The 25,917-nt window shown below is 71.8% G+C and carries 25 protein-coding genes and 1 tRNA gene; 13 read left to right on the top strand and 13 right to left on the bottom strand.

Features of this window, described 5'->3' with window-relative positions; translation table 11 throughout:
• Window positions 1-59: 59 nt before the first annotated feature.
• Complete coding sequence (locus FK498_RS05980) at window positions 60-2,339, bottom strand: NADP-dependent malic enzyme (RefSeq protein WP_141852566.1); 2,280 nt, start codon at window positions 2,337-2,339, stop codon at window positions 60-62.
• A gap of 276 nt (window positions 2,340-2,615) precedes the next feature.
• Between FK498_RS05980 and FK498_RS19710 the strand changes: the two genes are divergently transcribed.
• Entirely contained in the window at window positions 2,616-3,479 is an 864-nt protein-coding gene (locus tag FK498_RS19710; protein WP_202614763.1) for a PEP-CTERM sorting domain-containing protein, read from the top strand.
• Between the two features lie 110 nt (window positions 3,480-3,589).
• Here FK498_RS19710 and FK498_RS05970 read toward each other — a convergent pair.
• Window positions 3,590-3,676: transfer RNA gene (locus tag FK498_RS05970), tRNA-Leu, on the bottom strand.
• 29 nt (window positions 3,677-3,705) lie between these two features.
• On the opposite strand from FK498_RS05970, the gene lipB reads away from it, so the two are divergent.
• From lipB to FK498_RS05955, 3 genes are all read left to right on the top strand, one after another.
• Complete coding sequence (lipB, locus tag FK498_RS05965) at window positions 3,706-4,404, top strand: lipoyl(octanoyl) transferase LipB (protein ID WP_141852564.1); 699 nt, start codon at window positions 3,706-3,708, stop codon at window positions 4,402-4,404.
• 180 nt (window positions 4,405-4,584) lie between these two features.
• Window positions 4,585-5,910 (top strand): porin, encoded by a 1,326-nt coding sequence (locus FK498_RS05960; RefSeq protein ID WP_141852562.1) that lies wholly within the window; start codon window positions 4,585-4,587, stop codon window positions 5,908-5,910.
• Window positions 5,911-6,061: 151 nt separating this feature from the next.
• Window positions 6,062-6,577: a DUF3576 domain-containing protein gene (locus FK498_RS05955; protein WP_202614762.1), complete on the top strand. Its 516-nt coding sequence runs from the start codon at window positions 6,062-6,064 to the stop codon at window positions 6,575-6,577.
• Between the two features lie 100 nt (window positions 6,578-6,677).
• On the opposite strand, the gene FK498_RS05950 is transcribed toward FK498_RS05955, so the two are convergent.
• Genes FK498_RS05950 through FK498_RS05935 form a run of 4 tightly spaced genes read right to left on the bottom strand, consistent with a single transcriptional unit; the run spans window position 6,678 to window position 10,555 of the window.
• On the bottom strand, window positions 6,678-8,063 hold the full coding sequence (locus tag FK498_RS05950) for a dipeptidase (RefSeq protein WP_202614761.1): 1,386 nt from the start codon (window positions 8,061-8,063) through the stop codon (window positions 6,678-6,680).
• The gene (locus FK498_RS05945; protein ID WP_141852558.1) at window positions 8,063-8,818 is read right to left on the bottom strand and encodes an SDR family NAD(P)-dependent oxidoreductase; all 756 of its coding nucleotides are present in this window, start codon (window positions 8,816-8,818) and stop codon (window positions 8,063-8,065) included. Before FK498_RS05945 ends, FK498_RS05950 begins: the two co-directional genes overlap by 1 nt.
• Complete coding sequence (locus FK498_RS05940) at window positions 8,815-9,852, bottom strand: ketopantoate reductase family protein (RefSeq protein WP_141852556.1); 1,038 nt, start codon at window positions 9,850-9,852, stop codon at window positions 8,815-8,817. Before FK498_RS05940 ends, FK498_RS05945 begins: the two co-directional genes overlap by 4 nt.
• Complete coding sequence (locus FK498_RS05935) at window positions 9,845-10,555, bottom strand: creatininase family protein (protein ID WP_141852555.1); 711 nt, start codon at window positions 10,553-10,555, stop codon at window positions 9,845-9,847. The genes FK498_RS05940 and FK498_RS05935 overlap by 8 nt, the downstream gene beginning before the upstream one ends.
• Before the next feature lie 74 nt (window positions 10,556-10,629).
• Here FK498_RS05935 and FK498_RS05930 point away from each other — a divergent pair, with 74 nt between their 5' ends.
• Both FK498_RS05930 and FK498_RS05925 read left to right on the top strand, forming a co-directional pair.
• Window positions 10,630-12,225 carry an ABC transporter substrate-binding protein gene (locus FK498_RS05930; RefSeq protein ID WP_141852553.1) on the top strand — a complete coding sequence of 532 codons (1,596 nt, stop codon included), beginning with the start codon at window positions 10,630-10,632 and terminating at the stop codon, window positions 12,223-12,225.
• Between the two features lie 6 nt (window positions 12,226-12,231).
• The gene (locus FK498_RS05925) at window positions 12,232-13,143 is read left to right on the top strand and encodes a DMT family transporter (protein ID WP_237560847.1); all 912 of its coding nucleotides are present in this window, start codon (window positions 12,232-12,234) and stop codon (window positions 13,141-13,143) included.
• On the opposite strand, the gene FK498_RS05920 is transcribed toward FK498_RS05925, so the two are convergent.
• The 3 genes from FK498_RS05920 to FK498_RS05910 are packed head-to-tail and all read right to left on the bottom strand — an operon-like array spanning window position 13,144 to window position 15,988.
• The gene (locus FK498_RS05920) at window positions 13,144-14,136 is read right to left on the bottom strand and encodes an ABC transporter ATP-binding protein (protein ID WP_141852551.1); all 993 of its coding nucleotides are present in this window, start codon (window positions 14,134-14,136) and stop codon (window positions 13,144-13,146) included. It lies immediately after the preceding gene.
• Window positions 14,133-15,017 carry an ABC transporter permease gene (locus tag FK498_RS05915; protein ID WP_141852549.1) on the bottom strand — a complete coding sequence of 295 codons (885 nt, stop codon included), beginning with the start codon at window positions 15,015-15,017 and terminating at the stop codon, window positions 14,133-14,135. The genes FK498_RS05920 and FK498_RS05915 overlap by 4 nt, the downstream gene beginning before the upstream one ends.
• Window positions 15,014-15,988, bottom strand: a complete 975-nt coding sequence (locus FK498_RS05910) for an ABC transporter permease (RefSeq protein ID WP_141852583.1) — start codon at window positions 15,986-15,988, stop codon at window positions 15,014-15,016. The genes FK498_RS05915 and FK498_RS05910 overlap by 4 nt, the downstream gene beginning before the upstream one ends.
• Before the next feature lie 323 nt (window positions 15,989-16,311).
• Here FK498_RS05910 and mdh point away from each other — a divergent pair, with 323 nt between their 5' ends.
• Genes mdh through sucD form a run of 3 tightly spaced genes read left to right on the top strand, consistent with a single transcriptional unit; the run spans window position 16,312 to window position 19,400 of the window.
• Window positions 16,312-17,265: a malate dehydrogenase gene (mdh, locus tag FK498_RS05905; protein WP_141852547.1), complete on the top strand. Its 954-nt coding sequence runs from the start codon at window positions 16,312-16,314 to the stop codon at window positions 17,263-17,265.
• Between the two features lie 59 nt (window positions 17,266-17,324).
• Window positions 17,325-18,521, top strand: a complete 1,197-nt coding sequence (gene sucC, locus FK498_RS05900; protein WP_141852545.1) for an ADP-forming succinate--CoA ligase subunit beta — start codon at window positions 17,325-17,327, stop codon at window positions 18,519-18,521.
• A 3-nt stretch (window positions 18,522-18,524) separates the two neighbouring features.
• Window positions 18,525-19,400, top strand: a complete 876-nt coding sequence (gene sucD, locus FK498_RS05895; protein WP_141852543.1) for a succinate--CoA ligase subunit alpha — start codon at window positions 18,525-18,527, stop codon at window positions 19,398-19,400.
• 106 nt (window positions 19,401-19,506) lie between these two features.
• Here the strand turns inward: sucD and msrA are convergent, their stop codons facing one another.
• The 4 genes from msrA to FK498_RS05875 all read right to left on the bottom strand — a co-directional run bounded on the left by msrA (window position 19,507) and on the right by FK498_RS05875 (window position 22,791).
• Window positions 19,507-20,049: a peptide-methionine (S)-S-oxide reductase MsrA gene (msrA, locus tag FK498_RS05890; RefSeq protein WP_141852505.1), complete on the bottom strand. Its 543-nt coding sequence runs from the start codon at window positions 20,047-20,049 to the stop codon at window positions 19,507-19,509.
• Window positions 20,050-20,185: 136 nt separating this feature from the next.
• Complete coding sequence (locus FK498_RS05885; RefSeq protein WP_141852503.1) at window positions 20,186-20,902, bottom strand: HAD family hydrolase; 717 nt, start codon at window positions 20,900-20,902, stop codon at window positions 20,186-20,188.
• Window positions 20,903-21,012: 110 nt separating this feature from the next.
• On the bottom strand, window positions 21,013-21,786 hold the full coding sequence (locus FK498_RS05880) for a molybdopterin-binding protein (RefSeq protein ID WP_141852501.1): 774 nt from the start codon (window positions 21,784-21,786) through the stop codon (window positions 21,013-21,015).
• An 18-nt stretch (window positions 21,787-21,804) separates the two neighbouring features.
• On the bottom strand, window positions 21,805-22,791 hold the full coding sequence (locus FK498_RS05875; protein ID WP_141852499.1) for a bifunctional GNAT family N-acetyltransferase/(deoxy)nucleoside triphosphate pyrophosphohydrolase: 987 nt from the start codon (window positions 22,789-22,791) through the stop codon (window positions 21,805-21,807).
• A 105-nt stretch (window positions 22,792-22,896) separates the two neighbouring features.
• Here FK498_RS05875 and rimP point away from each other — a divergent pair, with 105 nt between their 5' ends.
• The 4 genes from rimP to FK498_RS05855 all read left to right on the top strand — a co-directional run.
• Window positions 22,897-23,457 (top strand): ribosome maturation factor RimP, encoded by a 561-nt coding sequence (rimP, locus tag FK498_RS05870; RefSeq protein ID WP_141852497.1) that lies wholly within the window; start codon window positions 22,897-22,899, stop codon window positions 23,455-23,457.
• 15 nt (window positions 23,458-23,472) lie between these two features.
• On the top strand, window positions 23,473-25,014 hold the full coding sequence (gene nusA, locus FK498_RS05865; RefSeq protein WP_141852495.1) for a transcription termination factor NusA: 1,542 nt from the start codon (window positions 23,473-23,475) through the stop codon (window positions 25,012-25,014).
• A gap of 20 nt (window positions 25,015-25,034) precedes the next feature.
• Window positions 25,035-25,664 carry an RNA-binding protein gene (locus FK498_RS05860; protein ID WP_141852493.1) on the top strand — a complete coding sequence of 210 codons (630 nt, stop codon included), beginning with the start codon at window positions 25,035-25,037 and terminating at the stop codon, window positions 25,662-25,664.
• A gap of 23 nt (window positions 25,665-25,687) precedes the next feature.
• Window positions 25,688-25,917 (top strand): translation initiation factor IF-2 associated domain-containing protein (locus tag FK498_RS05855; protein ID WP_141852491.1); only part of this gene is annotated, 230 nt, incomplete at its 3' end.

Here is a 25,917-nt window from a genome sequence, read left to right as displayed (position 1 = left end):
CTGCGCGGGGCCGGCTGGAAAGGCGCGGCCGTCCGCGACGCCGCACGCGCGGCCGCCCCCTACCCCGCCCGTTCCTGCGCCTCGCGCACCGCGAGCGCGGTGACGTTCAGGATGCCGCGCGCGGTCACGGTCGGGTTGAGGATGTGCACCGGCCGGTTCATCCCCAGCAGCATCGGCCCGACGGGCAGCCCGTCGGCCGCGGCCTTGACGAGCTCGAAGGCGATGTTGGCGGCATCGAGGCTCGGCATGATCAGCAGGTTCGCCACCCCCCTGAGCCGCGAGCGGGGGAAGATCCGCAGCCGGATCGCCTCGGACAGCGCGGCATCGGCGTGCATCTCGCCCTCGACCTCGAGATCCGGGAAGCGCGCCGCGATCAGCGCCAGCGCGGCGCGCATCTTCTTCGCCGAGGCCGAGCCGGAGGAGCCGAAATTCGAATGGCTGACCAGCGCCACCTTGGGCTCGATGCCGAAGCGGCGCACCTGGTCGGCCGCGAGCCCGGTCATCTCGGCGATCTGCTCGGCGGTCGGGTCGGGGTTCACATGGGTGTCGGCGACGAAGATCGGCCCGGCCGGCAGGATCAGCCCCGAGAGCGCCGAGACGCGCCCCACGTCCGGCCGCCGGCCGACGATGTCGCGCACCCGTTCCCAGTGGCGCATCCAGGGCCCGATCGTGCCGCAGATCGCCGCATCCGCGAGATCCGCCATCAGCAGCATGCAGGCGGCGACGGTCGGGCGCGTGCGGAGCTGGCGTTCGGCGGTGTCGGGCGGGATGCCCTTGCGCTCGACCAGGCGGTGATAGGGCTCGCGCAGCGGGCCGAACACGGCCTCGTCCGCAGCCGGATCGCGGATCGTGAGCCCCTCGCCCTCGCGCAGGCGGAGGCCGAGGGCGGCGATGCGCGCGGTGATCGCCTCGCGCCGCCCGACCACGATCGGCTGCGCGATCCCCTCGTCGAGCGCGATCTGGGCCGCGCGCAGCACGCGGTCGTCCTCGCCTTCGGCATAGACGACGCGCATCGGGCGTTGCGCCGCGGCGGCGAAGACCGGGCGCATGAGCTGGCCCGAGCGGTAGGCGAAACCGGCGAGCCGGGCCTGGTAGGCGGCGAAGTCCTCGATCGGTCGGGTCGCGACCCCGCTCGCGATCGCCGCGCGCGCGACCGCCGGGGCGATGCGCAGGATCAGCCGCGGGTCGAAGGGCTTGGGGATGATCGTCTCGGGGCCGAAGCCGGGCGCGTGCCCGCCATAGGCGGCGGCCACCACGTCGGACGCCTCCTCGCGCGCCAGCGCGGCGATCGCCTCCACCGCGGCGATCTTCATCGCCTCGTTGATCGTGGTGGCGCCCACATCCAGCGCGCCGCGGAAGATGAAGGGGAAGCAGAGGACGTTGTTGACCTGGTTCGGGTAGTCGCTGCGCCCGGTGCAGATGATCGCGTCGGGCCGCGCGGCCTTGGCGGCCTCGGGCATGATCTCTGGCTCGGGGTTGGCGAGTGCCAGGATCAGCGGCCTCTCCGCCATGGTGGCGAGCCAAGCGGGTTCGAGCACGCGCGGGGCGGAGAGGCCGAGGAAGATGTCCGCCCCCGGCAGCGCCTCCGCCAGCCTGCGCGCCGCGGTCGGCCGCGCCCACTTCTCCTTCCACGGGTCCATCAGCTCGGTGCGGCCCTCGAACACCACGCCCTTGATGTCGGTCACCGTGACGTTCTCCGGCCTGAGCCCCATCGCGACGAGGAGGTCGAGGCAGGCGAGCGCGGCCGCCCCGGCGCCGGAGGTGACGAGCTTCACCTCCTCGAGCCGCTTGCCCTGCAGCATCAGCCCGTTGCGGATCGCGCTCGCGACGATGATCGCGGTGCCGTGCTGGTCGTCGTGGAACACCGGGATCCGCATCCGCCGGCGCAGCTCCGCCTCGATCACGAAGCATTCCGGCGCCTTGATGTCCTCGAGGTTGATGCCGCCGAAGCTGGGCTCGAGCGCCGCCACCACGTCGCAGAACCGCGCCGGGTCGGTGGCGTCCACCTCCAGGTCGAACACGTCGATGCCGGCGAACTTCTTGAACAGCACCGCCTTGCCCTCCATCACCGGCTTGGCGGCGAGCGGCCCGATCGCGCCGAGCCCCAGCACGGCGGTGCCGTTCGAGATCACCGCGACCAGGTTGCCGCGCGCGGTGTAGTCGGAGGCCGCGGCCGGGTCGGCGGCGATCGCCTCGCAGGCGGCGGCCACGCCGGGGGAGTAGGCCAGCGCGAGATCGTGGTTGGTGGCGAGCCGCTTGGTCGGCTCGACGCTGAGCTTTCCGGGCCGCGGCAGGCGGTGGTAGTCGAGTGCCGCCTTGCGGAAATCCTCGCGGGTCATGCGGCGGAGCCCTCGGCAGGGGTGGACGCTGGATCGAGCGGATAGCGCGGCGCGCCCGCCAAGGCGACCCCCCGGGGGCGGATGGGGGCCCGCCGCGCGGCGGGCGGGCGTGTCGGGAAACTTTACAGGCGGCGCGGCGGATTGCAGTTGGGCAATGAAATCGTCAGGCTGATCAGGCCACTGCGTGCGTCGGCGTGCGGTTTGCATGGCGGGCGCCCGCGTTGCGTCGGCGCCGGTCGTGTCGCGCGCGCAGCAAAGAGAAGGGAGATCGCAATGATGCATCACCGCGTGGCCCTGGCGGCTCTGGCGGCGGCCGGCCTGACCCTCGGCGCGGCCCAGGCCGCGACGATCGTGCCGGCCAACGATCCCGCGCCGGGCGATTCGTTCACCAATGCCGGCCCATCGAACCAGGGCCAGGCGGTCGGCGCGACCGGCTGGTACTACAACAACGTCCGCAACGGCGGCACGGTCGGGATCAGCACCGACCATCCGCGCAACGGCACCGGGTCGGCATCCTTTGCCAGTCCCTCCGGTGCCGCCAAGGCCGACATCGAGTTCCTGGCGAACGGGGTGAACCTCGCGGGCAACTACTCCGCGGCCGGATCGCTCGGCGCGTTCTCGGCGCTCTCGACCTTCGGCTATGAGTGGTACCGCGACGGCGGCAGCACCACGGGGGCGGGTCTGCACCCGGTGATGCGCGTGCTGCTGGACGCCGACGGCGACCTCGCGACGCTCGGCGATCGCGGCGGTCTGGTGTTCGAGCGCGCCTACAACGGCGGCGGCGTGATCGACGACACCTGGGTGGCCGAGACGATCGCCTCCTCGACCTATCTGTGGAATTTCGGCCTGGGCATCGGCTTCGCCGCCAACATCAACGCCACGCCCTATGCCTACGACGCCACCCTGGCCGAGTGGCAGGCCTACTTCCCGGATGCCGTGATCCTGGGCTTCTCGCTCGGCGTCGGGTCGGGCTGGAGTGGCACGTTCGACGGCGCGGTGGACAGCGCGACCTGGACCATCGCCGACCAGACCTCGAGCTTCAACTTCGAGGTCGAGGGCACGGCCGTTCCCGAACCGGCCTCGCTCGCCCTCCTCGGCCTGGGGCTCGTCGCGCTCGCCGCCCTCCGCCGCCGCGCCTGACGGCGACCGCCCCGCAGGACGCGAAGGGCGGGGATCACCCCCCGCCCTTTTCGCTTCCGCCCTTTTCGCATCCGCCCCGCCCCGCTACATGCGGGCCATGGCACGCCGGCTGGTGCGGTCGAGAAGACTCGAACTTCCACGGGGTTTCCCCCACAAGCACCTCAAGCTTGCGCGTCTACCAGTTCCGCCACGACCGCGCCGCCAGCCGAGGGCGGGGGTATAGCGGATGGACCTCGCACCCGCAACGCTGTCCGGCGCGGTGGAATGGCGCATCGCCGAGGGTCTGACGCCCTACCCCGAGGCGGTCGCGGCGATGGAGGCCCGCGTCGCCGCGATCCGGGCCGGCACGGCGCCCGAATGCGTCTGGCTGGTCGAGCACCCGCCGCTCTACACGGCGGGCACCAGCGCGCGCGACGAGGACCTGTTCAACCCCGCGGGCCTGCCCACCTACCGCGCCGGGCGCGGCGGGCAGTGGACCTATCACGGCCCCGGCCAGCGGGTGGGCTACGTGATGCTCGACCTGCGCCGGCGCGGGCCCGATGTGCGCGCCTACGTGCACGGGCTCGAGGCGTGGCTGATCGCGGCGCTCGCTCGGCTCGGCGTGCGGGCCGAGACGCGGGCCGACCGGATCGGCCTCTGGGTGGCGGACCGGCGCGCGGGCACGGAGGCGAAGATCGCCGCGATCGGCGTGCGCGTGACGCGCTGGATCACCTGGCACGGCTTCGCGCTGAACGTGGAGCCTGAGCTCGCGCATTTCGACGGCATCGTGCCCTGCGGCGTGCGCGACCACGGCGTGACCAGCCTCGCGCGCCTGGGCATCACCGCCGCGATGGCGGAGGTTGACGCGGCGCTGATGGCCACCTTCGGCGCGGCGTTCGGGGAGGGTTCCGTCCCCCTGTTGCAGCCGTGCCACGGTGTGCCCTGAAACGCACGATCGGCCGCGCGCACCCCGTGGACACGCTCGCGCGGGCTTGACCATAGTCTGGCCCAGGCTCGGTGATCCGGCTCGGGCCCGGCGCGCGGGCGCCGGTGCCGCGATCGGGGAGGGGGCCAGGAACGGCGCCGGGTCGGCCGGCGTGTGTGAAACTCAGGAGAGGGATACAGGATGCGCAAGATCCTCCTCGCCACGGCGGCAGGCTTCGCCGCGCTGGTGGCGGATGGTGCGACGCCTGCGCGCGCGCAGTCGGCCGCCGAGGTCTCGGGGCAGACGCCGCAGCCGGGGCTGACGGGCTACGTGCAGGGCCGCTTCCGCTTCTACGGCGCCCTGGTCAGCCAGGACGGCGACAGCAAGCCGTTCGGTGTGGACACCGATGGCGCTGGCCCCATCCCGGCGGGTACGGGCGGCAAGCTGTCGAACTTCGACCTGTTCACCTACGGCCGCATCTGGGTGGGCGCCGACGGCGTGGCGGCGAACGGGCTGCGCTACGGCGCGCGCCTGGAGATCCGCATGCCGGGCGACGGCGACATCGGCGACGGCCGCGGCACGCTGTTCTTCCGCCGCACTGTCGGCTACATCGGCACGCCCACCCTCGGCCAGCTCCGCTTCGGCACGGGCACGGTCGCGGCGGTCGAGCAGATGCATGTCGGCCACATCATGGGCTCGATCGCCTCGGGCCTGCTCGACGGTGACGCGAACGTGGTCTACACCGGCCAGGGCGGCGCGGTGGCGTCGAGCTTCTGGTTCTCGTCGTCCGTGGTGAACAGCTTCACCGCGATCGGCTACTACACGCCGCAGTTCTTCGGCTTCGACGCCGGCATCAGCTACGGCGCCAACCAGGGCAACCTGAACGGCATCTGCGGCACGACCAACGGCTCGTTCGGCGGGTGCGACCGCGCCTCTGACAGTGGTGGTGGCATTGGTACCAACGCTACCCCCGGCCGCCTGCGCAACATCATCGACGCCATGCTGCGCTACCGCGGCACCTTCGGCCCGGTCGGCGTGGCGGTGTCGGGCGGCATCCGCACCGCCGGCACGGTGGATGACGCCGACCCGGCCAATGCCGACTTCAAGAACCCGCTGGTCGGCATCGGCGGCGCGGAGATCAGCTTCGCGGGCCTGACCGTCGGCGGCAACATCTACGGCGGCAGCGCCAACCGCGGCTTCACGGCGCTGCGCAAGGTGGGCGGCGGCGGCGAGAACGGCATGTTCGGCTGGCAGCTCGGCGCCCGCTACACCATCGGCGCGATCACCCTCGGCGCGGCCTATCACGAGCTGCGCAGCGAGGGCAACCAGGGCATCGCCGCCAACCAGCGCGACCGCGGCTTCGGCCTCGGCGCCTCCTACGCGCTCGCGCCGGGCCTCGCGCTCTTCGCCGAGTATCTGTGGTCCAAGGTCAGCGAGAGCGGCCGCGACTTCAACAGCTTCGAGACCGGCACGCAGGACAGCTTCAAGGCCCAGGTCGGCCTGCTGGGCGTCAGCATCGTCTGGTGAATGCCTGACGGCCTCGGCCGTCGTGACGGGGGGCGGGGCAACCCGCCCCCCTTTTTCCGTCCGGTTTCTTCTGTCCGGCGGGCGATCCCGGTTGACGCGCGCCGCGCCCGGGTCCATCCGTGCCCCCGGAGCGCTGACCTCGGTGGCCGCCATGCGACATTCGACCCTGATCCTCTCCGCCGCCCTCGCCCTCGCCGCCTGCGGCCAGGGCCGCTATGTGGAGGAGAGCGAGTACAACGATCCCCGGCGCGGCATCGAGCAGGGCCGCCTGTTCGGCGATCGCGGCCTGATCATCTTCGGCACCGACCGGTCGGGCCGCGACGATGCCGGCGGCGCGCTCGGCGTGAACGCCTATCTCTGGCGCGGCACGCTGGACACGCTCTCCTTCATGCCGCTCGCCTCGGCCGATCCCTTCGGCGGCGTGATCATCACCGACTGGTATTCCCCGCCCGAGACGCCGGCCGAACGCTTCAAGGTCACCGCCTACATCCTCGGCCGCCAGCTCCGCGCCGACGGCGTGCGCATCTCGGTGTTCCGCCAGGTGAACACGCGCGGCCAGTGGGTGGACGTGCCGGTCACCCCCGACACCGCGACCGCGCTCGAGGACCGCGTGCTGGCGCGGGCGCGCGAGCTGCGCGCGCAGTCGGTGCAGACGGCGGGGCGGTAGCCGGCCTCCGCTCTCATCCTCTCCCGCACGCGGCAGACGGGACCCGGTCGCGCCGCGCCCCTCCTCCCCGCCGGGACGAGAAGCCCGGGACGGGGGAGCGCTACAGCCGCGCCAGCGCCGGGAACACGCGCGCCCAGGCCGTCAGCCCGCGGTCGAAACTCGCCACGCGGAAGAACTCGTTCGGCGCGTGGTAGTCCTCGTCGCCGGTCGAGAACGCCATCGGGATGGTGTCCAGGCCGAGCTCCGACTTGAACAGGGCGCAGAGCGGCAGCGTGCCGCCGAGCCGCGAGCGGAACGGCTTCACGCCATAGACGCCCTCCAGCACGGCCTCGATCGCGGCGAGCGCCGGATGGTCGGCCGCGATCTCGTAGGCGCCGGCGCCGCCCCCCGGCGACGTCACCTCCAGCGTCGCGAGCTTCGGGCAGTGCGCGCGCAGATGCGCCTCCACCAGCGCGGCGATGCGCGCCGGATCCTGGCCGGCGACGAGCCGGCAGGTGATCTTCACATGCGCCTCGCAGGGCAGCACGGTCTTCGAGCCCGCGCCCTGGTAGCCGCCCCACAGCCCGTTGATCTCCAGCGTCGGGCGCAGCCAGATCTTCTCCAGCACGGAGCGGTCCGGCTCGCCCCAGATGCCCAGCGCGCCGATGTCGCGGAAGAAGGCCGTCTCGTCGAACGGCACGGCGGCGAGCTCGGCGCGGTCGCGCTCCGTCGTCTCGCGCACGCCGTCGTAGAAGCCCGCGACCGCGACGCGGCCGTCCTCGTGATGCAGGGTGGCGACGAGCCGCGCGAGCAGCAGGGTTGCGTTCGCGATCGCGCCGCCGAAGCTGCCCGAGTGCAGGTCCTTCGCCGCGGTGCGCAGCGTCGCCTCGAGCTTGGCGATGCCGCGGGTGGAGACCGAGACGTCGGGCCGATCCTCGAACAGCATCCCGCCATCGGCGGACAGCACGAGGTCGCCCGTCAGCCTGCCCCTGTGCTTCGCCAGGATCGCCGCGAGCGAGGGGCTGCCGATCTCCTCCTCGCCCTCGTAGAAGACGCGCACATTGCAGGGCAGGCGGCCTTCGGTGCGCATCCACGCTTCGAGGGCGGCGAGGCTGATGAACAATCCCGCCTTGTCGTCCGAGGCGCCACGCGCATAGACGCGGCCCTGGCGCACCGTCGGCTCGAAGGGCGGGGTGGTCCAGAGCTCGAGCGGTTCGGGCGGCTGCACGTCGAAATGGGCGTAGATGACGATCGTCGGCGCGCCCTCGGCATGGAGCCAGTCGGCATAGACGGCGGGCTGGCCGCCCTCCTGCCAGATCTCGACGTGCTCCAGGCCGATCCGCCGGCAGCGCTCCGCCACCCACTCGGCCGCGCGCCGCACATGCTGCGCGTGGTCGGGCTTGGCCGACACCGAGGGGATGCGCACCAGGTCGAGATAGTCGTTCCAGAGCGCGTCGCGGTTCTGCGCGAGCCAGCCCTCCACGCCGTCGGTCACGCGCGCGTCCATCATTTCCCTCCGTCCACGCTGAGTGTCTGCCCGTTGATGTAGGCCGCGTAGTCGCTGGCGAGGAACAGCACCGCGTGCGCGATGTCCTCGGGCGTGCCGAGCCTGCGCGCCGCGATCCCGCCGAGGAGCGCGCGCTGGCCCGCCTCGCCATAGGCGGCCCATTGCCGCATCGTGGAGGGGTTCGAGAGGATGAACCCTGGCGCCACGCTGTTCACCGTGATGCCGTGCGGGCCGAGCTCGTGGGCGAGCTGGCGCGCGAGCCCGATCTCGCCCGCCTTCGCCGCCGCATAGGCCTGGATGCCGGTCTTGGAGACGCCGAGCCCGGCGCCGGAGGAGATCAGGATGATCCGCCCCCGCCGGCGCGCCTTCATCGCCGGCGCGGCCGCCTGGGCGACCGTGAAGGCGGCGGTCAGGTTGATCGCGACGATCGCGTCCCAGTCCCCGGGCGTGACCTGCTCGATCGGCCGGCCCGCCTGGCCGCACACGCCGCCGGCCGCGTGCACCAGCACGTCGAGCGCGCCGCCCGCCGCCTCCTCGGCCTTGCGGATCCAGGACACCGCCGCGGCGCGGTCGGTGAGGTCGACGACGTCGGCGACGATGCCGGGAAGGCGCCGCGCGGCCGCGAGCGCGTCGGGATCGATGTCGCAGGCGAACACGCGGCCGCCGCGTTCGGCGAAGCCGCGCGCGATCGCCCGGCCGATGCCCTGGCCCGCGCCGGTGACCGCGATCGCGCGGCCGTCGAAGCGCAGGATCATGCCGGCTGGCCCACGAGGGAGGCGAGCTCGATCAGGTTGTCATCGGTCATCGGGCGGCGTCTCTCCTCGATCTCGTGGATCATCGCGACGAGCCGCGCGGTCAGCGGGCAGGCGAGGCCGTGGCGCACGCCGATCTCGGCCACGGGCGCGATCTGCGCATCCACCTCCGTGCGCCGCCTGCGCACCGCGAGGTCGCGCCAGACGCCGCTGTGCGTCTTGGCGCTCGTGCGGTTGAACGCGACCATCGCGTCGATCGAGCGGCGCGCCGCCGCCTCCGGAGCACCCGGCATGAACGCCGCCGGATCGAAGCCGTTGAACCCCTCCGGCCGCACGCCCTCGGCCGCGGCGACCGCCATCACCTCGGCCCCGAGCGCGCGCCAGAGCCCGAACAGCCGCGGATTGCCGAGCGCGCCGGCGATGCTGTCCTGCCCCAGCGCCTGGGCGAACAGCATCGCGCCGTAGGCGAGCTTGCCCCAGAGATAGCCCCAGATGTTGCCGGTCATCACCGCGGCGTCGTCGAAGTCGAGCAGCGTCCGGTGCAGCGACCCCAGCCGGTCGGTGATCGCGCCGTCGAGTTCGCCGATCACCACCGCGCCGCGGTTGCCGTAGAGGATCTCGCCGGGGGCGAGCCAGTCGGCGCCGAAATTGACGAAGGCGCCGACCGTGCGTGCGTGTCCCGCGATGCCGGCGATGATGCGCTCGGTCAGCCCGTTCTGCAGGCTGAGCACATGGCCGTCGGCGTCGAGATGCGGCAGGAGCGCGCGCGTCGCCTCCGCCGTGTGGTGCGCCTTCACGCACAGGAACACCCTGCGCCAGGTGCCCGTGAGCTCGCCCGGCGTGAAGGCCGGCGCGACCACGCGACATTCCGCGACCGGACCGGTGATGCGCAGTCCCCGCGCCGGATCGCGGATCGCCGCGACATGCTCCGCGACGATGTCGACGAAGGTGACGTCGTGGCCCGCGCGGCCGAGCAGCGCGCCGACCGTGCCGCCGATCGCGCCCGCGCCCCACACCAGGATCGGCTCCTCAGGCATCGCCCCACCCCGTCTCGATCGCCGCCCGCGTCTCCTCCACCCCGACCTGCCAGATCGCCAGCATCTCCTCGTCGGGGCGCCGGTAGCGACCGCCGAGACTGCCGTCGCCCAGCATGGCGCGGATCTCGCCTGCCGGGCGCTGCCTCATCGCCTCGGCATCGACGGGCGGCTTCGCGCCCTCGGGTGTGGCGGCAGCGGCGAGCCGCGTCCAGGGGAAGTTCTCGAGCCAGGACGCATGGCTGCCGACCGGGTCCGTCGCCTGCACCTTGGCCCACACCCGCGGCGCGTTGAACCAGGTGTGGAAGCGAACCCGCGTGCCGGCAGGCTGGCGCGCGACCCACTCGCGGCAGAACGCATCGACCGGCGCGTTGCCGCCATGGCCGTTGACGACCAGGATGCGCCGGAACCCGTGCGCATGCAGGCTGTCGAGGATGTCGCCGACCACCGCGAGCAGCGTGCTGACGCGCAGGCTGACCGTGCCGGGATAGGCCATGAAATAGGGCGCGAGCCCGTAGGGCATCACCGGGAACACCGGCACGCCGAGCGGCTCCGCCGCCTCGGCTGCCACGCGCTCCGCCAGGATCGCATCCACCGCCAGGCTCAGATGCGCGTGCTGCTCGATCGACCCGATCGGCAGCACGCAGCGGTCGTCGCGGCGGAGCCATGCCTCCACCTGCATCCAGTTGGCCTCGCGGACCAGCACGCGGATTCCCCTCTTGCGGCCAGGGGGGTGGAGGCTACGCTCCCCGGCTGCGAGGTCAACGGGGAGACGAGACCGTGAGAACGACGAAACCCTTCCGCCGCCTGCGCCTGCTGGCCGCGGCGGCGACCCTTGCCTGGGCCGGCGCGGCCGCCGCGCAGGATCTGCGGGTGGGCGTGCGCGCCGGGCCCGAGGGCATCGATCCGGCCTACATGGCGCTCGGCAACCACTCCGCCGCCGTGAAGAACATGTTCGACACCCTCGTCTGGGTGGACGAGAAGCTGCAGGTTCAGCCGGGGCTGGCGGTGTCGTGGCGGACGATCGACGACACCACCTGGGAGTTCAAGCTGCGCGAGGGCGTGAAGTTCCACGACGGCAGTCCCTTCACCGCGCGCGACGTCAAGTTCTCGATCGAGCGCATCCCCGCGGTCGCCGGACCGGATGGTGGGCTCACGCTCTACACCCGCACCATCGCCGGTGTCTCGATCGTGGACGACGTCACGATCCGCATCACCACGAACGCGCCGCACGCCGCGCTGCCGCAGGACATGACACGGATGTTCATCGTCTCGTCGCGGATCGCGCCGGACAGCAAGACCGCCGAGTTCAACTCCGGCCAGGCCGCGATCGGCACGGGGCCGTTCAGGTTCGTCTCCTGGACCCCGCGCGGGGATCTGGTGGTGGAGCGGGCACCCGGCCACTGGCGGGGCGATGCGCCCTGGGCGAAGGTGACGCTGGTCGAGATCTCGAACGACGCCGCGCGGGTCGCCGGGCTGCTCTCGAACCGGGTGGACTTCATCAACTACGTGCCCGTGAGCGACATCGCGCGGCTGAAGCGCGACCGCAACGTCGCCGTGTTCCAGGGCGAGAGCATCTACACCTTCATCCTCTACCCCGACATGCGCGAGGACATGTCGGTGCCGGCGATGCGCATGATCACCGACAAGCAGGGCAACCCCCTGCCGAAGAACCCGTTCCTCGACGGCCGCGTGCGCGAGGCGCTCAGCCTCGCGATCGACCGGCAGGGCATCGTGCAGTCGGTGTTCGAGGGCTACGCCACCCCGGCCGCGCAGCTCATGCCGAACTACATGTTCGGCGCCGATCCGGACGCCAAGCCGCTGCCGCATGATCCGGCACGCGCGCGCGCCCTGCTCGCCGAGGCGGGCTACCCGAACGGGTTCCGCTTCCCGCTCTACTGCTCGTCGGACCGCCTGCCGGGCGACGGCGCCACCTGCCAGGCGCTCGGCCAGCTCTTCGCGCGGATCGGACTCGAGGTGCAGGTGAACGCGCAGCCGCGCACGATCTTCTTCCCCGCCCGCACGCGCGGCGACTACCCGATCACCATGGCGGGCTGGGGCACGCTGACCGGCGAGGCGGGCTACGCGCTCTCCGGCTTCGTGCACTGCAAGAAGCCCGGCGGGCGGCTCGGTCCGTTCAACGCCAGCCACTATTGCAACGAGGAACTCGACAAGCTGATCGCCGAGGCGCTGTTCACCATGGACGAGGAGAAGCGCCGCGCCCTGTTCCAGAAGGCGCAGGCGATGGCGGTGGCGGATCGGGGCCAGATCCCGATCGTGACGCTGCCGACCGTGTGGGCCGGCAAGGCGACCCTCACCTGGACGCCGCGCGCCGACGAGGACACGCTGCCCTACTTCATCCGGCCGCGGTCCTGACGGTTCATGGACCGAAGCACGGGGAGGGGTACGGGTACCCCTCCCCGTGACCCCACCTCCCCGATCCTCAAGGCCGCGGCGCTGGCGCTCGCCGCGGCCGTGCTGTTCACCGCCGAGGTCGTGTTCGTGAAGCTGCTCGCGAACACCGTGCCGGTGACCACGATCATGCTCGCGCGGGCGGCCGGGCAGATCGCGTATGTGGCGCCGCTGCTGGCGCGGCGCGGCACGATGCTCCTGCGCACCTCGCGGCCGCTCCTGCATCTCGCCCGCGGCACGTTCAGCCTGGTCTGCTGGGGGCTCTACTACTGGTCGTTCCAGCGGCTCGATCTCGCCACCGCGACCGTGCTCTCGTTCACCTCGGTGATGTTCGTCACCGCGCTCGCCGGCCCGGTGCTGGGCGAGATCGTGCGCTGGCGGCGCTGGACCGCCACCATCGTCGGCTTCCTCGGCGTGGTGCTGGTCGCCAAGCCCCTCGAGCTCAGGATCGATCCGGCGATCGGCATCGCGCTGCTCTCGGCGCTGTTCGGCTCGGGGATCGTGCTGACGACCAAGAAGCTGTCGGCGACCGAGCGCACCGAGACGATCCTGCTCTATATCGGCCTCGTCACGTTCGGCGGCTCGCTGCCGGTCGCCCTGCCGGGCCTGGCGGTGCCCGAGCCGTGGCAGGCCTTCTGGCTGGTGCTGATGGGCGTGACCGGGCCGGCGGGGATGCATCTCTGGATCAACGCCTTCCGGCTCGCCGACGCGACCGTGGTCTCGCCGCTCGGCTACATGCGGCTGCTCTTCGCGACGATCGCGGGTGTGCTGCTGTTCAACGAGGTGCCGGATGGCTGGACGGCCGCCGGCGCGGTGCTGATCGTCGGCTCGGCGCTCTACATCACCCTGCGCGAGGCAAGGGTCGCGCGCGCCACGGCGTGATCATGCGTCGTGCAGGTGGCACGCGGCCAGCCGCCCGGGCGCGACCTCGCGCAGCACCGGCGCCTCCGCACGGCAGCGGGGCATCGCCTGCGGGCAGCGCGGGTGGAAGTGGCAGCCGCGCGGCGGATCGAGCGGGGGGGGGATCTCGCCGCGCACGGGGTGGAAGGACGCCCGTCTCCGGTCGAGACGCGGCACCGCCTCGATCAGGCCGCGCGTGTAGGGATGCGCGGGATCGGCGAACACCGCCGTCACCGCCCCCGCCTCGACCACCCGGCCGAGATACATGATCGCGACGCGGTCGGCGAGGTGGCCGACCACGCCCAGGTCGTGGCTGATGAACAGGATCGCGAGATCGAGGTCGCGCCGGAGATCGAGGAAGGTGTTCAGCACCTGCGCCTGGATCGAGACGTCGAGCGCGGCCACCGCCTCGTCGGCGACGATCGCGCGCGGCTCCATCGCCAGCGCCCGGGCGATGCCGATGCGCGCGCGCTGTCCGCCCGAGAACTGGTGCGGATAGCGGCTCGCGAAGGCCGGATCGAGCCCGACGCGGCGCAGCGCCGCGGCCACGGTGTCGCGCGCGCGCGCGCGATCGGTCAGCCCGTGCGCGACCGGCCCCTCGGCGATCGCCTCGCCCACGCGCATGCGCGGATTGAGCGAGGCGAAGGGGTCCTGGAAGATCATCTGCACCGCGGTGGTGCGCTTGGCTGCGCGCCCGCCCGCATCCTCCGCCACCGGCGCGCCGTCGATCAGCGCCCGCCCCTCGGTCGGCAGCATGAGCCCCGCGGCGATCCGTCCGAGCGTGGACTTGCCGCAGCCGGACTCCCCCACCAGTCCCACCACCTCGCCCCGGTCCAGCGCGAGCGAAACGCCATCCACCGCGCGCACGACCTCCGTCTTCGCCGCGCCGGTCAGCGCACCGACCATGCGCTCGGCGAGCGTCGGCCGCAGCACGAACCGCTTCGATACGGACTCGAGGGCGAGCAGGGCCGTCACTTCTTCAGCCTGGGGTTCAGCACGTCGCGCAGCTGGTCGCCCACCAGGTTGATCGCGACGATCACGATCAGGAGCGCGATCCCCGGATAGACGCTGATCCAGTAGCGCCCCGAGAGCATGAACTGGAACCCGTTGGCGATCAGCGTGCCGAGCGAGGGCTCGGTCACCGGCATGCCGACACCGAGGAACGACAGCGTCGCCTCGATCGCGATCGCGTTCGCGACCTGCACGGTCGCGACCACGATCAGGGGCGGCAGGCAGTTCGGCAGGAGGTGCCGCCACACCACGCGCGCCGGGTGCAGCGGAATCCCCGCAGCGGCCTCGATGTACTCCTTGCGCCGTTCGCTCAGCGCCGCCCCGTGCACCGTGCGCGCGAAATAGGCGTATTGCGCGGCGACCAGCGCCGCGACGACCTGGAACAGGCCCTGGCCGAGGATCGCGACGAGCACGAGGGCCAACAGGATCGCCGGGAAGGAGAGCTGGAGATCGACGAGCCGCATCAGCGCGAGCTCGACCCGTCCGCCGCAGAACGCCGCCGCCAGCCCCACCGCCGTGCCGATGCAGAGCGCGACGACGCCGGCCGCCGCGCCGACGAACAGCGAGGTGCGCAGCCCCCAGACGATCGCCGAGAGCACGTCGCGCCCCTGGGCATCGGTGCCGAGCCAGTGCGTGTAGCCTCCGGAGCCGACGCTGCCCGGCGGCAGGCGCGCGTCCATGAGCGCCAGTCCCGCCTGGTCGTAGGGGTTCTGCGGCGTGATCCAGGGCGCGGTCAGCGCGACCAGCACCGCGAGCGCGAACACGACCAGGCCGGCCAGCGCCATCCTGCTCTCGGCGAACTCGGCCCAGAACAGCGCTGCGGGGCTCGCCGCACGCGTGCTCATCGCTGACCCCCCAGCCGCACCCGCGGATCGAGCGCGGCGTAGGCGAGGTCGACCAGCAGGTTGATCGTGACGAACATGGTCACGACCAGCATCAGGTAGGTGACCATCACCGGCCGGTCGAGCGTCAGGATCGAATCGATCACCAGCTTGCCCATGCCGGGCCAGGAGAAGATCGTCTCGGTCACCACCGCGAAGGCCATCACCGAGCCGAACTCGAGCCCGAGCACGGTGACGATCGGGATCAGGATGTTGCGCATCGCGTGCACCAGCACCACGCGGCGCAGCGTCAGCCCCTTGGCGCGCGCGAACTTGACGAAGTCGGCGGGCCAGGTCTCGCGCATCCCGGCGCGCGTGAGCCGGATGATCAGGCTGAGCTTGAACAGCGCGAGGTTGAGCGCCGGCAGCACGAGGTGGGCGAGCCCGTCCGCGGTCGGGAACGACCAGTCGATGCCGAGGAGCGTCACGGTCTCGCCGCGCCCTCCCGAGGGCAGCCAGCCGGTCTCGACCGAGAACACCAGGATCAGCATCAGACCCACCCAGAAGGTGGGCAGCGAGAAGCCGAGCACCGAGGCCGCCATGATGGCGCGGCTCGCGGCCGCATCGGGCTTCAGCCCGGCATAGGCGCCGAGCGGAATGCCGAGCGCGATCGCGATCAGCATCGCGGCCAGGGCCAGTTCCAGCGTGGCCGGAAGCTTCGACAGGATCAGGCCCAGCGCGGGCTGGTTGAACACGAAGCTCGTGCCGAAATCGCCGCGGACCAGCGAGCCCAGGAAGTAGCCGTACTGTTCCCAGAACGGACGGTCGAGGCCGTAGCGCGCGATCGTCTCGGCGCGGATCACCTGGTCGGCCGCCGGGTTGATCAGCACGTCGATCGGGTTGCCGATCGCGAAGACGCCGGCGAACACGATCAGCGACATCGCGAAGATCACCACCACGGCGCTGGCGAGGCGCTGCAGCAGGAAGGCGATCATCGGGCGGCGGGATGTGGCATCATGCGGGCCTGTCATAGCGGCCGCGCCCGGCCCTGTCATCGCGGCACCCCCAGCGGCGCGATGGCCGCAAGCCCGACCGAGGTGGCGCGGCGCCATGCCGGGTCGGCGCGCCCGGAAGCGGCGGCGGGAGGCCAGACTCCGAACGCCTCGACCGGCCGCGAGCGCCCGACCGCGGAGCGCGCGCGCCGCATTCTTGCCGCATCGCGGCAAACGGGGTAGGGGAACACGCCCGCCGAGGGGCGCTGCCCCCCGCCTCCCGCGGCGCGTCGCCTCGTCCGTCCGCCACAACCTGGAGTGTTCCCATGGCCCGCAGGAAGATCGCGCTGATCGGTGCCGGCAATATCGGCGGCACGCTCGCCCATCTGATCGGGCTGAAGGAACTCGGCGACGTCGCCCTGTTCGACGTGTTCGGTGGCGTCGCCGCCGGCAAGGCGCTCGACATCATGCAGTCGGGCCCGGTGGACGGCTTCGACGCGATGATGACCGGCGGGTCGGACTATGCCGCCATCGCCGGCGCCGACGTGGTGATCGTCACCGCCGGCTTTCCGCGCACGCCGGGGATGAGCCGCGACGACCTCGTCTCGAAGAACGCCGGCGTGATCGCCCAGGTTGCCGAGGGCGTGAAGACCCACTGCCCCGACGCCTTCGTCATCGTCATCACCAACCCGCTCGACGCGATGGTGTGGGTGTTCAAGGAGAAGTCCGGCCTGCCGGCGCACAAGGTGGTCGGCATGGCGGGCGTGCTCGACTCCGCCCGCTTCCGCCTGTTCCTCGCCCACGAGTTCAAGGTCTCGGTGGAGGACGTCACCGCCTTCGTGCTGGGCGGGCACGGCGACACCATGGTGCCGCTGACCCGCTACTCGACGGTCGCCGGCATCCCCGTCCCCGATCTCGTCAGGATGGGCTGGACCACGCAGGAGCGCGTGGATGCGATCGTCCAGCGCACGGCGAACGGCGGCGGCGAGATCGTCAAGCTCCTGGAGAAGGGCTCGGCCTATTACGCGCCGGCGGCGTCCGCCATCGCGATGGCGGAGAGCTACCTCAAGGACAAGAAGCGCGTCCTGCCCTGCGCGGCGTGGCTCACCGGCCAGTACGGCGTGCGCGACCTCTATGTCGGCGTGCCGGTGGTGATCGGCGCGGCGGGGGTGGAACGGATCGTCGAGATCGCGCTGAATGAGGCCGAGAAGGCCGCCTTCGAACGGTCGTGCAATGCGGTGCGCGAACTGATCGAGGCGTCGAAGCGGCTCCTCGGCTGAACCCTCGGGGCCGGAGCGGCCCGGCCCCTTCCCGCATCCGCCTGAGCGGAGATCGCAGGATGAACATCCACGAGTACCAGGCGAAGGAGCTGCTGGCGAAGTATGGCGTCGCCGTGCTGAAGGGCGGCGTGGCCTGGACGCCGGACGAGGCGGCCCGCGTTGCCGCCTCGCTGCCGGGACCGGTCTACGTCGTCAAGGCGCAGATCCATGCCGGCGGACGCGGCAAGGGCCGTTTCGCGGGCGATGCCTCGGGCAGGGGCGGCGTGCGCATCGCCCGCAGCATCGACGAGGTCGCGGCGGAAGCCGGGGCGATGATCGGCAGGGTGCTGGTCACCGCGCAGACCGGCCCGGCCGGCAAGAAGGTGCAGCGCGTCTATGTCGAGGACGGCTGCGAGATCGCGCGCGAGCTCTATCTCGGCATGCTGATCGACCGCGGCACCGGCCGGGTCGTGGTGATGGCCTCGACCGAAGGCGGGGTCGAGATCGAGGAGGTTGCGGCGTCGCATCCCGAGAAGATCCTGCGCGCGGTCGTCGATCCGGTGGTCGGGCTGCAGCCCTTCCAGGGCCGCCGTCTCGCCTTCGGGCTCGGCCTTACCGGCAAGCAGGTGGGCAGCTTCGTCGCCTTCGTCGCCGCGACATACCGCGCCTTCACCGAGCTCGACTGCGGCATCGTCGAGATCAATCCCCTGGTCGTCACCAGGGCGGGGGAGGTGGTGGCGCTCGACGCCAAGGTCGCCTTCGACGACAACGCGCTGTTCCGCCACCCGGACGTCGCCGCGCTGCGCGACGAGACCGAGATGGATCCGAAGGAGCTCGAGGCCGGCAGGCACGACCTCAACTACGTCGCGCTCGACGGCAATATCGGCTGCATGGTGAACGGCGCCGGCCTCGCGATGGCCACCATGGACATCATCAAGCTCTACGGCGGCGAGCCCGCGAACTTCCTCGATGTCGGCGGTGGCGCGACCAGGGAGCGTGTGGCGGCCGCGTTCAAGATCATCCTCTCCGATCCGAAGGTGGAAGGGATCCTCGTCAACATCTTCGGCGGCATCATGCGCTGCGACGTGATCGCCGAGGGCGTGGTCGCCGCGGCGCGCGAGGTGTCCTTGAACGTGCCGCTGGTGGTGCGGCTCGAGGGCACGAACGTGGAGCTCGGCAAGAAGATCCTCGCGGCCTCGGGCCTGCCGATCGTGTCCGCCGACAACCTGGCGGATGCGGCCGAGAAGATCGTGCGCGAAGTGAAGAAGGCGGCCTGAGCCATGGCGATCCTGGTCGACGCGGACACCAAGGTCATCACCCAGGGCTTCACCGGGGCGCAGGGCACGTTCCACTCCGAGCAGGCGATCGCCTACGGCACCAAGGTCGTCGGCGGCGTCACGCCGGGCAAGGGCGGCACGACCCATCTCGACCTGCCGGTGTTCGACACGGTGGCCGAGGCGGTGGCGAGGACCGGCGCAACCGCGAGCGCGATCTACGTGCCGCCCCCCTTCGCGGCGGATGCGATCCTCGAGGCGATCGACGCCGAGGTCCCGCTGATCGTCTGCATCACGGAGGGCATTCCGGTGCTCGACATGGTGCGGGTGAAGCGCGTGCTCGCGGGTTCGAAGTCGCGCCTGGTGGGACCGAACTGTCCGGGCGTGATCACGCCGGATGCGTGCAAGATCGGCATCATGCCGGGACACATCCATCGCCGCGGCAAGGTCGGCATCGTCTCGCGCTCGGGCACCCTCACCTACGAGGCGGTGGCGCAGACGACGGCGGCGGGTCTCGGCCAGTCGAGCTGTGTCGGCATCGGCGGCGACCCGGTGAAGGGGCTCGACTTCGTCGACGTGCTGGAGATGTTCCTCGCCGATCCCGAGACCGAGGCGATCATCATGATCGGCGAGATCGGCGGGCAGAGCGAGGTGGATGGCGCGGAGCTGATCAAGCGGTCGAAGACCAAGAAGCCGGTGGTCGGGTTCATCGCCGGCGCCACCGCCCCGCCGGGCCGGCGCATGGGGCATGCCGGCGCGGTGATCTCCGGCGGCAGGGACACCGCGGCCTACAAGATGGAGGCGATGCGGAGCGCGGGCATCCACGTCGCCGACAGTCCCGCGGCGCTGGGCAGCACCATGGTGAAGGCGCTGAAGGGATAGGAGGTTTGGGGGAAAAGGGCCTTGCGGCCCTTTCCCCCCCCGCCAGGAGGTGTTGTGTTGGAGGGAAGGGCCGCAAGGCCCCTCCCTCCAGACCTCCCATCCCGTTTCACGCGGCCTTGAGACGCGCCGCATGCGCCTTGCGGAACTTCGCCACCTTCGGCGCGATCACCGCCCGGCAGTAGCCGGCCCAGGGGTTCCTCTCGAAGTAGCGCTGGTGGTAGTCCTCGGCCGGCCAGAAGGTGTCGAGCGGCACGACCTCGGTCACGATCGGCGCATCCCAGATGCCGGCGCGCGACACCTCCGCGATCACGGCCCGCGCCACCGCCGCCTGCGCCTCGTCATGCGCCAGGACGATCGAGCGGTACTGCGGCCCGACATCCGCGCCCTGGCGGTCCCTGGTGGTCGGATCGTGCACCGTGAAGAACACGCGCAGGAGATCGGCATAGTCGATCACCGCCGGATCGGAGGTGACCTGCACCACCTCGGCATGGCCGGTGCCCTTGCCGCAGACCTGCTCGTAGGTCGGATTCGGCACATGGCCGCCGGCATAGCCGACCACCACCTCCGTCACCCCCTTGAGGTCGCGGAAGATCGGCTCGAGGCACCAGAAGCAGCCGCCGCCGAAGGTGGCACGCGCGAGCTCGCTCATCGTGGATCTCCCTGGTTCGGTACCGGCAAGATGGGACGGACCGGGACGCGCCGGAAGCCCCGCCGGAACGACGCGCCTGCCCGCCGCCCTGCGCGCGATCCCCTCCGCCCAGAGGTCGCGCCCCGATGCCCGGATGTCAGTCCGTCTGGATGCGCGCGAGCGCCACCAGCTCGGCGAGCGAGGTGACCGAGTAGTCCGGCACCGCATGCGCCTCCGGCGTCGCCCCCAGGCCGCCGCGGTGCGCGTGTCGGTTCACCCAGCAGCAGGCGATGCCGAGCGCGCGGCAGGGGGCGATGTCATGGAACAGCGACTGCGCGACGTGCAGCACCTCGTGCCGGCCGATGCCGCGTCCGGCCAGGATCTCCAGCATCCGGTCGAAATGCGGCCGCGCGGGCTTGTACGACCGGATCTGCTGCGCCGTTACCGTGAAGTCTGGTGCGGTGCCGATGGCGGCGATCGAGCGGGCGAGCGAGGCGTCGTCCACGTTCGAGACGATGCCTGTGACGAACCGGCCGTGGAACATCGCCATCGCGGCGGGCGTGTCGGGGAAGGGCGGCCAGTCGCCGACCGAGGCGCCGAAGGCGTGCGCGGAGGCGCTGTCGGACGGCACGCCGAGGCGCGCGCAGATGTCATGGAAGCAGCGTTCGAGGATCACGGGATAGGGTGCGGCCGGATCCTCCTGCTGGCGCATGGTCTCGACCTCCGAGAACGCCGCGAGAATGCGCTCCGGCTCGTGCGGCGCGCCGCGCGCGGCGAGCCACGGCTCGACGAAGGCGAGGATGCCGCGCTCCCAGTCGATCAGCGTGCCGTAGCAGTCGAAGGTGAGGGCGCGGTAGTGGTGCAGGTCGAGCATCGGGGGGTGCTCCGGAGGTGGAGGGGGTGGGCCGGACCCGGAACCGGCTGCGGCGTTTCCTGGCGCGCATCTTCACCCGATCAGGCGAGTCCACCCGATCGGGATCCGCGCTACTCCGGCTCGCCATCGCGGGGTTCGAAGCCGAGGCGGCGGAACAGCGCGCGCACCTTCGCGGCCGCCGCCTCGACCGCAGCCGCATCCGTGCCGCGCGCGACGATCGCCACCCCGCCGCCGGCCGAGCGGTAATAGGGGTAGGAGCCGAGCGTCACGCCGGCGCTCTCGGCCTGGATCGCCGCAAGCCCCTCCGCGATCTGCCCTTCCAGCGCGCGCGCGGCGTGCACCGTGCGGCTGACGGTGGGCCTTCCGCCCTTCAGGGTCGGCGCGAGCGTCTCGAACATCGCCTGCATGACCTTCGGCACGCCGGCGAGCACGTGGACGTTCTCGACCCGGAACCCGGGCGCCACCGAGACCGCGTTGCGGATCAGCTCCGCCCCGCGCGGCATGGTCGCCATGCGCTGGCGCGCGGCGTTGAACTCCACGGGCGGGGTGCGGCTCGCATAGTCGCGCGCCAGGAGCTCCCACGCCTCCGGATGCGGCTCCCATGGCAGTCCGAACGCCTCGGCGATGCATTCGCTGGTGATGTCGTCATGCGTCGGGCCGATGCCGCCGGTGGTGAAGACGTAGGTGCAGGCGCGGCGCAGCTCGTTCACGGCCGAGACGATCATGCTCCGGTCGTCGGGAATGATGCGCACCTCGCGCAGCCGGATGCCGAGCTCGCCGAGACGCGTGGCGAGGTACCGGGCGTTCACGTCCTGGGTGCGCCCCGACAGCACCTCGTCGCCGATGATGATCAGCGCGGCGGTCGGTCGATCGTCTGCGGTCATTCCGGACTCCTGCCGGGGCTAGAGGAAGTCGCGAAGCTGCGCGACCAGCGGCACATCCGCCGGCGGCATGGGATAATCCGCGAGCTTCTGCGGCCGCACCCAGGCGAGCTGCTGGCCCTCGCGCGGCGTCGGCTCCCCCTGCCAGCGCCGGCAGAGGTAGAGCGGCATCAGCAGATGGAACGCCTCGTAGGCGTGGCTGGCGAAGGCGAAGGGGGCCAGGCAGGCGGCCGAGACGTCGATGCCGAGCTCCTCCTTCAGTTCGCGGATCAGCGCCGCCTCCGGGGTTTCGCCCTCGGCCACCTTGCCGCCCGGAAACTCCCAGAGCCCCGCGAGCGCCTTCCCTTCCGGCCGGCGTGCGAGCAGCACGCGCCCGTCGAGGTCGATCAGCGCCACCGCGGCGACCAGCACGATCAGGCGGGGGGCGTCGGCGGTGGCCGTGCCGTGGCCGGACGCCTTCATCATGTCGGCGCGGGTGAGGCGGAACCAGCGCACGGGGAAGGCGCCGCCGCGCGAGCGGAAGTCGTGCTCGGCCTCGTGGGTGAAGCGGAACCCGTGCCTCGCGAGCACCCGCGCCGAGGCCTCGTTGTCGTCGGCGACATAGGCGGTCAGCGCATCGACGCCGAGCCGGCCGAAGGCGAACTGCACCATGCGGCCGGCGGCCTCGGTGGCGACGCCGTGGCCCCAGTAGCGCCGTCCGACCCAGTAGCCGAGACGGGCGGTGCGCTCGTCCTCGCGGGTCAGTCCGACCACGCCGACGGGGTGCTCCTCCTCGCGCCCCGTGATCACCAGGTGCCAGGCCCGGCCCGCGGCGAGATCCTCGCCGGCGCGCGCGATCCAGAGCGCGAGGTCCTCGCGCGGGTAGGGAAAGGGCACCGCCCCGAGCATGCGGGCGACCTCCCAGTCGTTGATCAGGCGGTGCAGCGGCGCGAGATCGTCGGCGGTGACGGGCCGCAGCCGCAGGCGCTCGGTCAGGAGTGGCGCGAAGGCGGCGGCGGTGTCGGGCATGGCGCGGATGTAGCGGGAGGGCCGGGGGCGGTCCATACGCGAGGAGGCGGGGCCTTGCGTTTCCCTCGCCGCCGACGTATCTCTCCGTCAACACCTGCCGGAGCAATGGAGGGTGGCCTCGGAAACGGGGCCGCCTTTTTGGTTTTGAACGACACCCCGCGCCACGACGGCGTCGAAGGCAAGATCGCCGCGCTGATCGCGCCCTCGCTTGAGGCGATGGGCTACGAGCTCGTCCGCGTCCGGCTCAGCGGCAAGGAGCGGCCGACGCTGCAGATCATGGCCGACCGGGCCGATCAGACGCCGATCACGGTCGAGGACTGCGAGGCGATCAGCCACCAGGTCTCGGCGATCCTCGATGTCGAGGATCCGATCCCGTCGGCTTATGTGCTGGAAGTCTCCTCGCCGGGGATCGACCGCCCGCTGACGCGCGCCAAGGACTGGAACCGCTTCGCCGGCCATCTCGCGCGGGTCGAGATGGCGGTGCCGATCGACGGGCGCAAGCGCTTCTCCGGCGTCGCGCTCGGCGCCGAACCCTGCGGCGCGGCGCGGCTCAAGCTCGACGACGGCACCGAGGTCGCGCTCCCGCTCGCCGACATCCGCTCCGCCCGGCTCGTGCTCACCGACGCCCTGATCGACGCCAGCCGGCCGAAGCCGGCCGCCACCTGACCAATCGAGGGACCCATGGACATCGCCATCGCACGCCCCGAACTCCTCCAGGTCGCCGATGCGGTCGCGCGCGAGAAGACGATCGACCGCGAGGAGGTGCTGGAGGCGATGGAGCAGGCCATCCAGAAGGCGGGCCGCGCCAAGTACGGCCACGAGAAGGACATCCGCGCCACGATCGACCGCAAGACCGGCGAGGTGAAGCTCAGCCGCTGGACCGAGGTGGTCGAGGACGGCGCGGTCGAGAACGAGTCGACCCAGCTTCCGCTCGCCCTCGCGCAGAAGATCAAGCCCGGAATCCGGGTCGGCGAGTTCATCGTCGATCCCCTGCCCCCGATCGATTTCGGCCGCATCGCCGCGCAGACCGCCAAGCAGGTGATCGTGCAGCGCGTGCGCGAGTACGAGAGGAAGCGTCAGTACAACGAGTACAAGGACCGCGTGGGCGAGATCGTCAACGGCATCGTCAAGCGCACCGAGTACGGCAACCTGATGGTCGACCTGGGGCGCGCCGAGGCGTTGCTGCGGCGTGACGAACTCATCCCCCGCGAGAGCTACCGCAACGGCGACCGCGTGCGTGCCTACATCTACGACGTGCGCGAGGAGACGCGCGGGCCCCAGATCTTCCTCAGCCGCACGCATCCGAACTTCCTCGCGCGGCTGTTCGCGCAGGAGGTGCCGGAGATCTACGACGGCATCATCGAGATCAAGGCGGTCGCGCGCGACCCCGGCAGCCGCGCCAAGATGGCGGTGATCAGCCACGATTCCTCGATCGACCCGGTCGGCGCCTGTGTCGGCATGCGCGGCAGCCGCGTCCAGGCGGTGGTGCAGGAGCTGCAGGGCGAGAAGATCGACATCATCCCCTGGTCGGCCGATCCGGCCACCTTCGTCGTCAACGCGCTCGCCCCTGCCGAGGTCTCGAAGGTGGTGCTCGACGAGGAGAACCGCCGCATCGAGGTCGTGGTGCCGGACGACCAGCTCTCCCTCGCGATCGGAAGGCGTGGCCAGAACGTCCGTCTCGCCAGCCAGCTCACCCGCTGGGACATCGACATCCTGACCGAGGCCGAGGAGTCCGAGCGCCGCCAGGAGGAGTTCAAGCGCCGCTCCGCCCTGTTCGTCGACGCGCTGGACGTGGACGACGTGATCGCCGGCCTGCTGGTGACCGAGGGCTTCGTCTCCGTCGAGGATCTCGTGCTGGTGCCGCTCGAGGAGCTGGCCGCGATCGAGGGCTTCGACGAGGACATCGCCGCCGAACTGAAGCGTCGCGCCGAGGCGTTCGTTGCCAGGCGCGATGCCGAGCTGACCGAGAAGTACCGCGCGCTCGGCGTGACCGACGAGGTCGCCTCCGTGCATCCCTTCACCCCGGCGATGCTGGTGGCGCTCGGCGAGAAGGGCGTGAAGACGCTCGACGATCTCGCCGATCTCGCCTCCGACGAGCTGATCGAGATCCTCGGGCCGGAGGCGATGGACGAGCAGACCGCCAATGCCGTGATCATGGCCGCGCGCGCGCACTGGTTCGAGGGCGAGGAGGCCGCCGCGCCCGCGCCGCGGGGCGAGGCCTGAGCGGGGGACGCGTCGCGGCGATGCTCGCCGAGACCGACGCCGCGCCGGAGACCGAGCCCGAGACCGAGCCCGAGGCGGGGCCGCTCAGGCGCTGCGTGCTCACCGGCGAGCGCCAGGCGAAGGAGGCGATGATCCGCTTCGTGGTGGCGCCCGACGGCCGGGTCGTCCCCGACCTCGCCGCACGGCTGCCCGGACGGGGAATGTGGTTGAGCGCGAAGGCCGCTGTGCTAGAAGACCGCAGGCTCGGCCCGGCCTTCGCGCGCGCGGCGAAGGCGCGCGTCACGCTTCCCGACGATCTGCCGACGATGCTGGTCGCCGGCCTGGAGCGCCGGGTTGCGGAGCTGCTCGGCCTGGCCCGGCGGGCGGGCCAGGCGGTGGCCGGGTTCGTCGCGGCGCGCGAATGGGTCGCGTCCGGGCGTGCAGGGCTGGTGGTCGAGGCGCGCGACGGCGCGCCGGACGGGCGGCGCAAGCTGCTCGCAGGGGCGGCGGTGCCGGTGGTCGCGCCGCTGACGGCCGTCCAACTCGGGGCCGTGTTCGCGCGCGACCACGTGGTTCATGTCGCGATCGCGACGGGCAGGCTCGCCCGCCTGATCGCGACGGAGGCGCAGCGTCTCGCCGGCGTGCGGGGCGACACGCCAGGCAACGGATGACGGGAACAGGACCGGCTGAGCGGATGAGCGAGACGAACGAGCAGGATCAGGGCAAGGGCCGGCTGTCCCTCGGTCGCGGCCGCCTTGAGCTCGGCAAGACGGTCGATGCCGGCAGCGTGCGGCAGAGCTTCCCGCATGGCCGCAGCAAGGTGGTGCAGGTCGAGGTCGTGAAGAAGCGCGTGGTCGGGCCCGGTGCCGCCGCCAAGGCCGCGCCCGCCCCGGCCGCGCCGGCCCAGGCCGCACCCGCCGGCCC

The organism is Elioraea sp. Yellowstone, from assembly GCF_006704265.1.
In the GTDB taxonomy this organism is placed as follows: domain Bacteria; phylum Pseudomonadota; class Alphaproteobacteria; order Acetobacterales; family Acetobacteraceae; genus Elioraea.
Note: the sequence above shows the minus strand (reverse complement) of the source record. Positions and strands in the feature narration are given on the sequence as shown.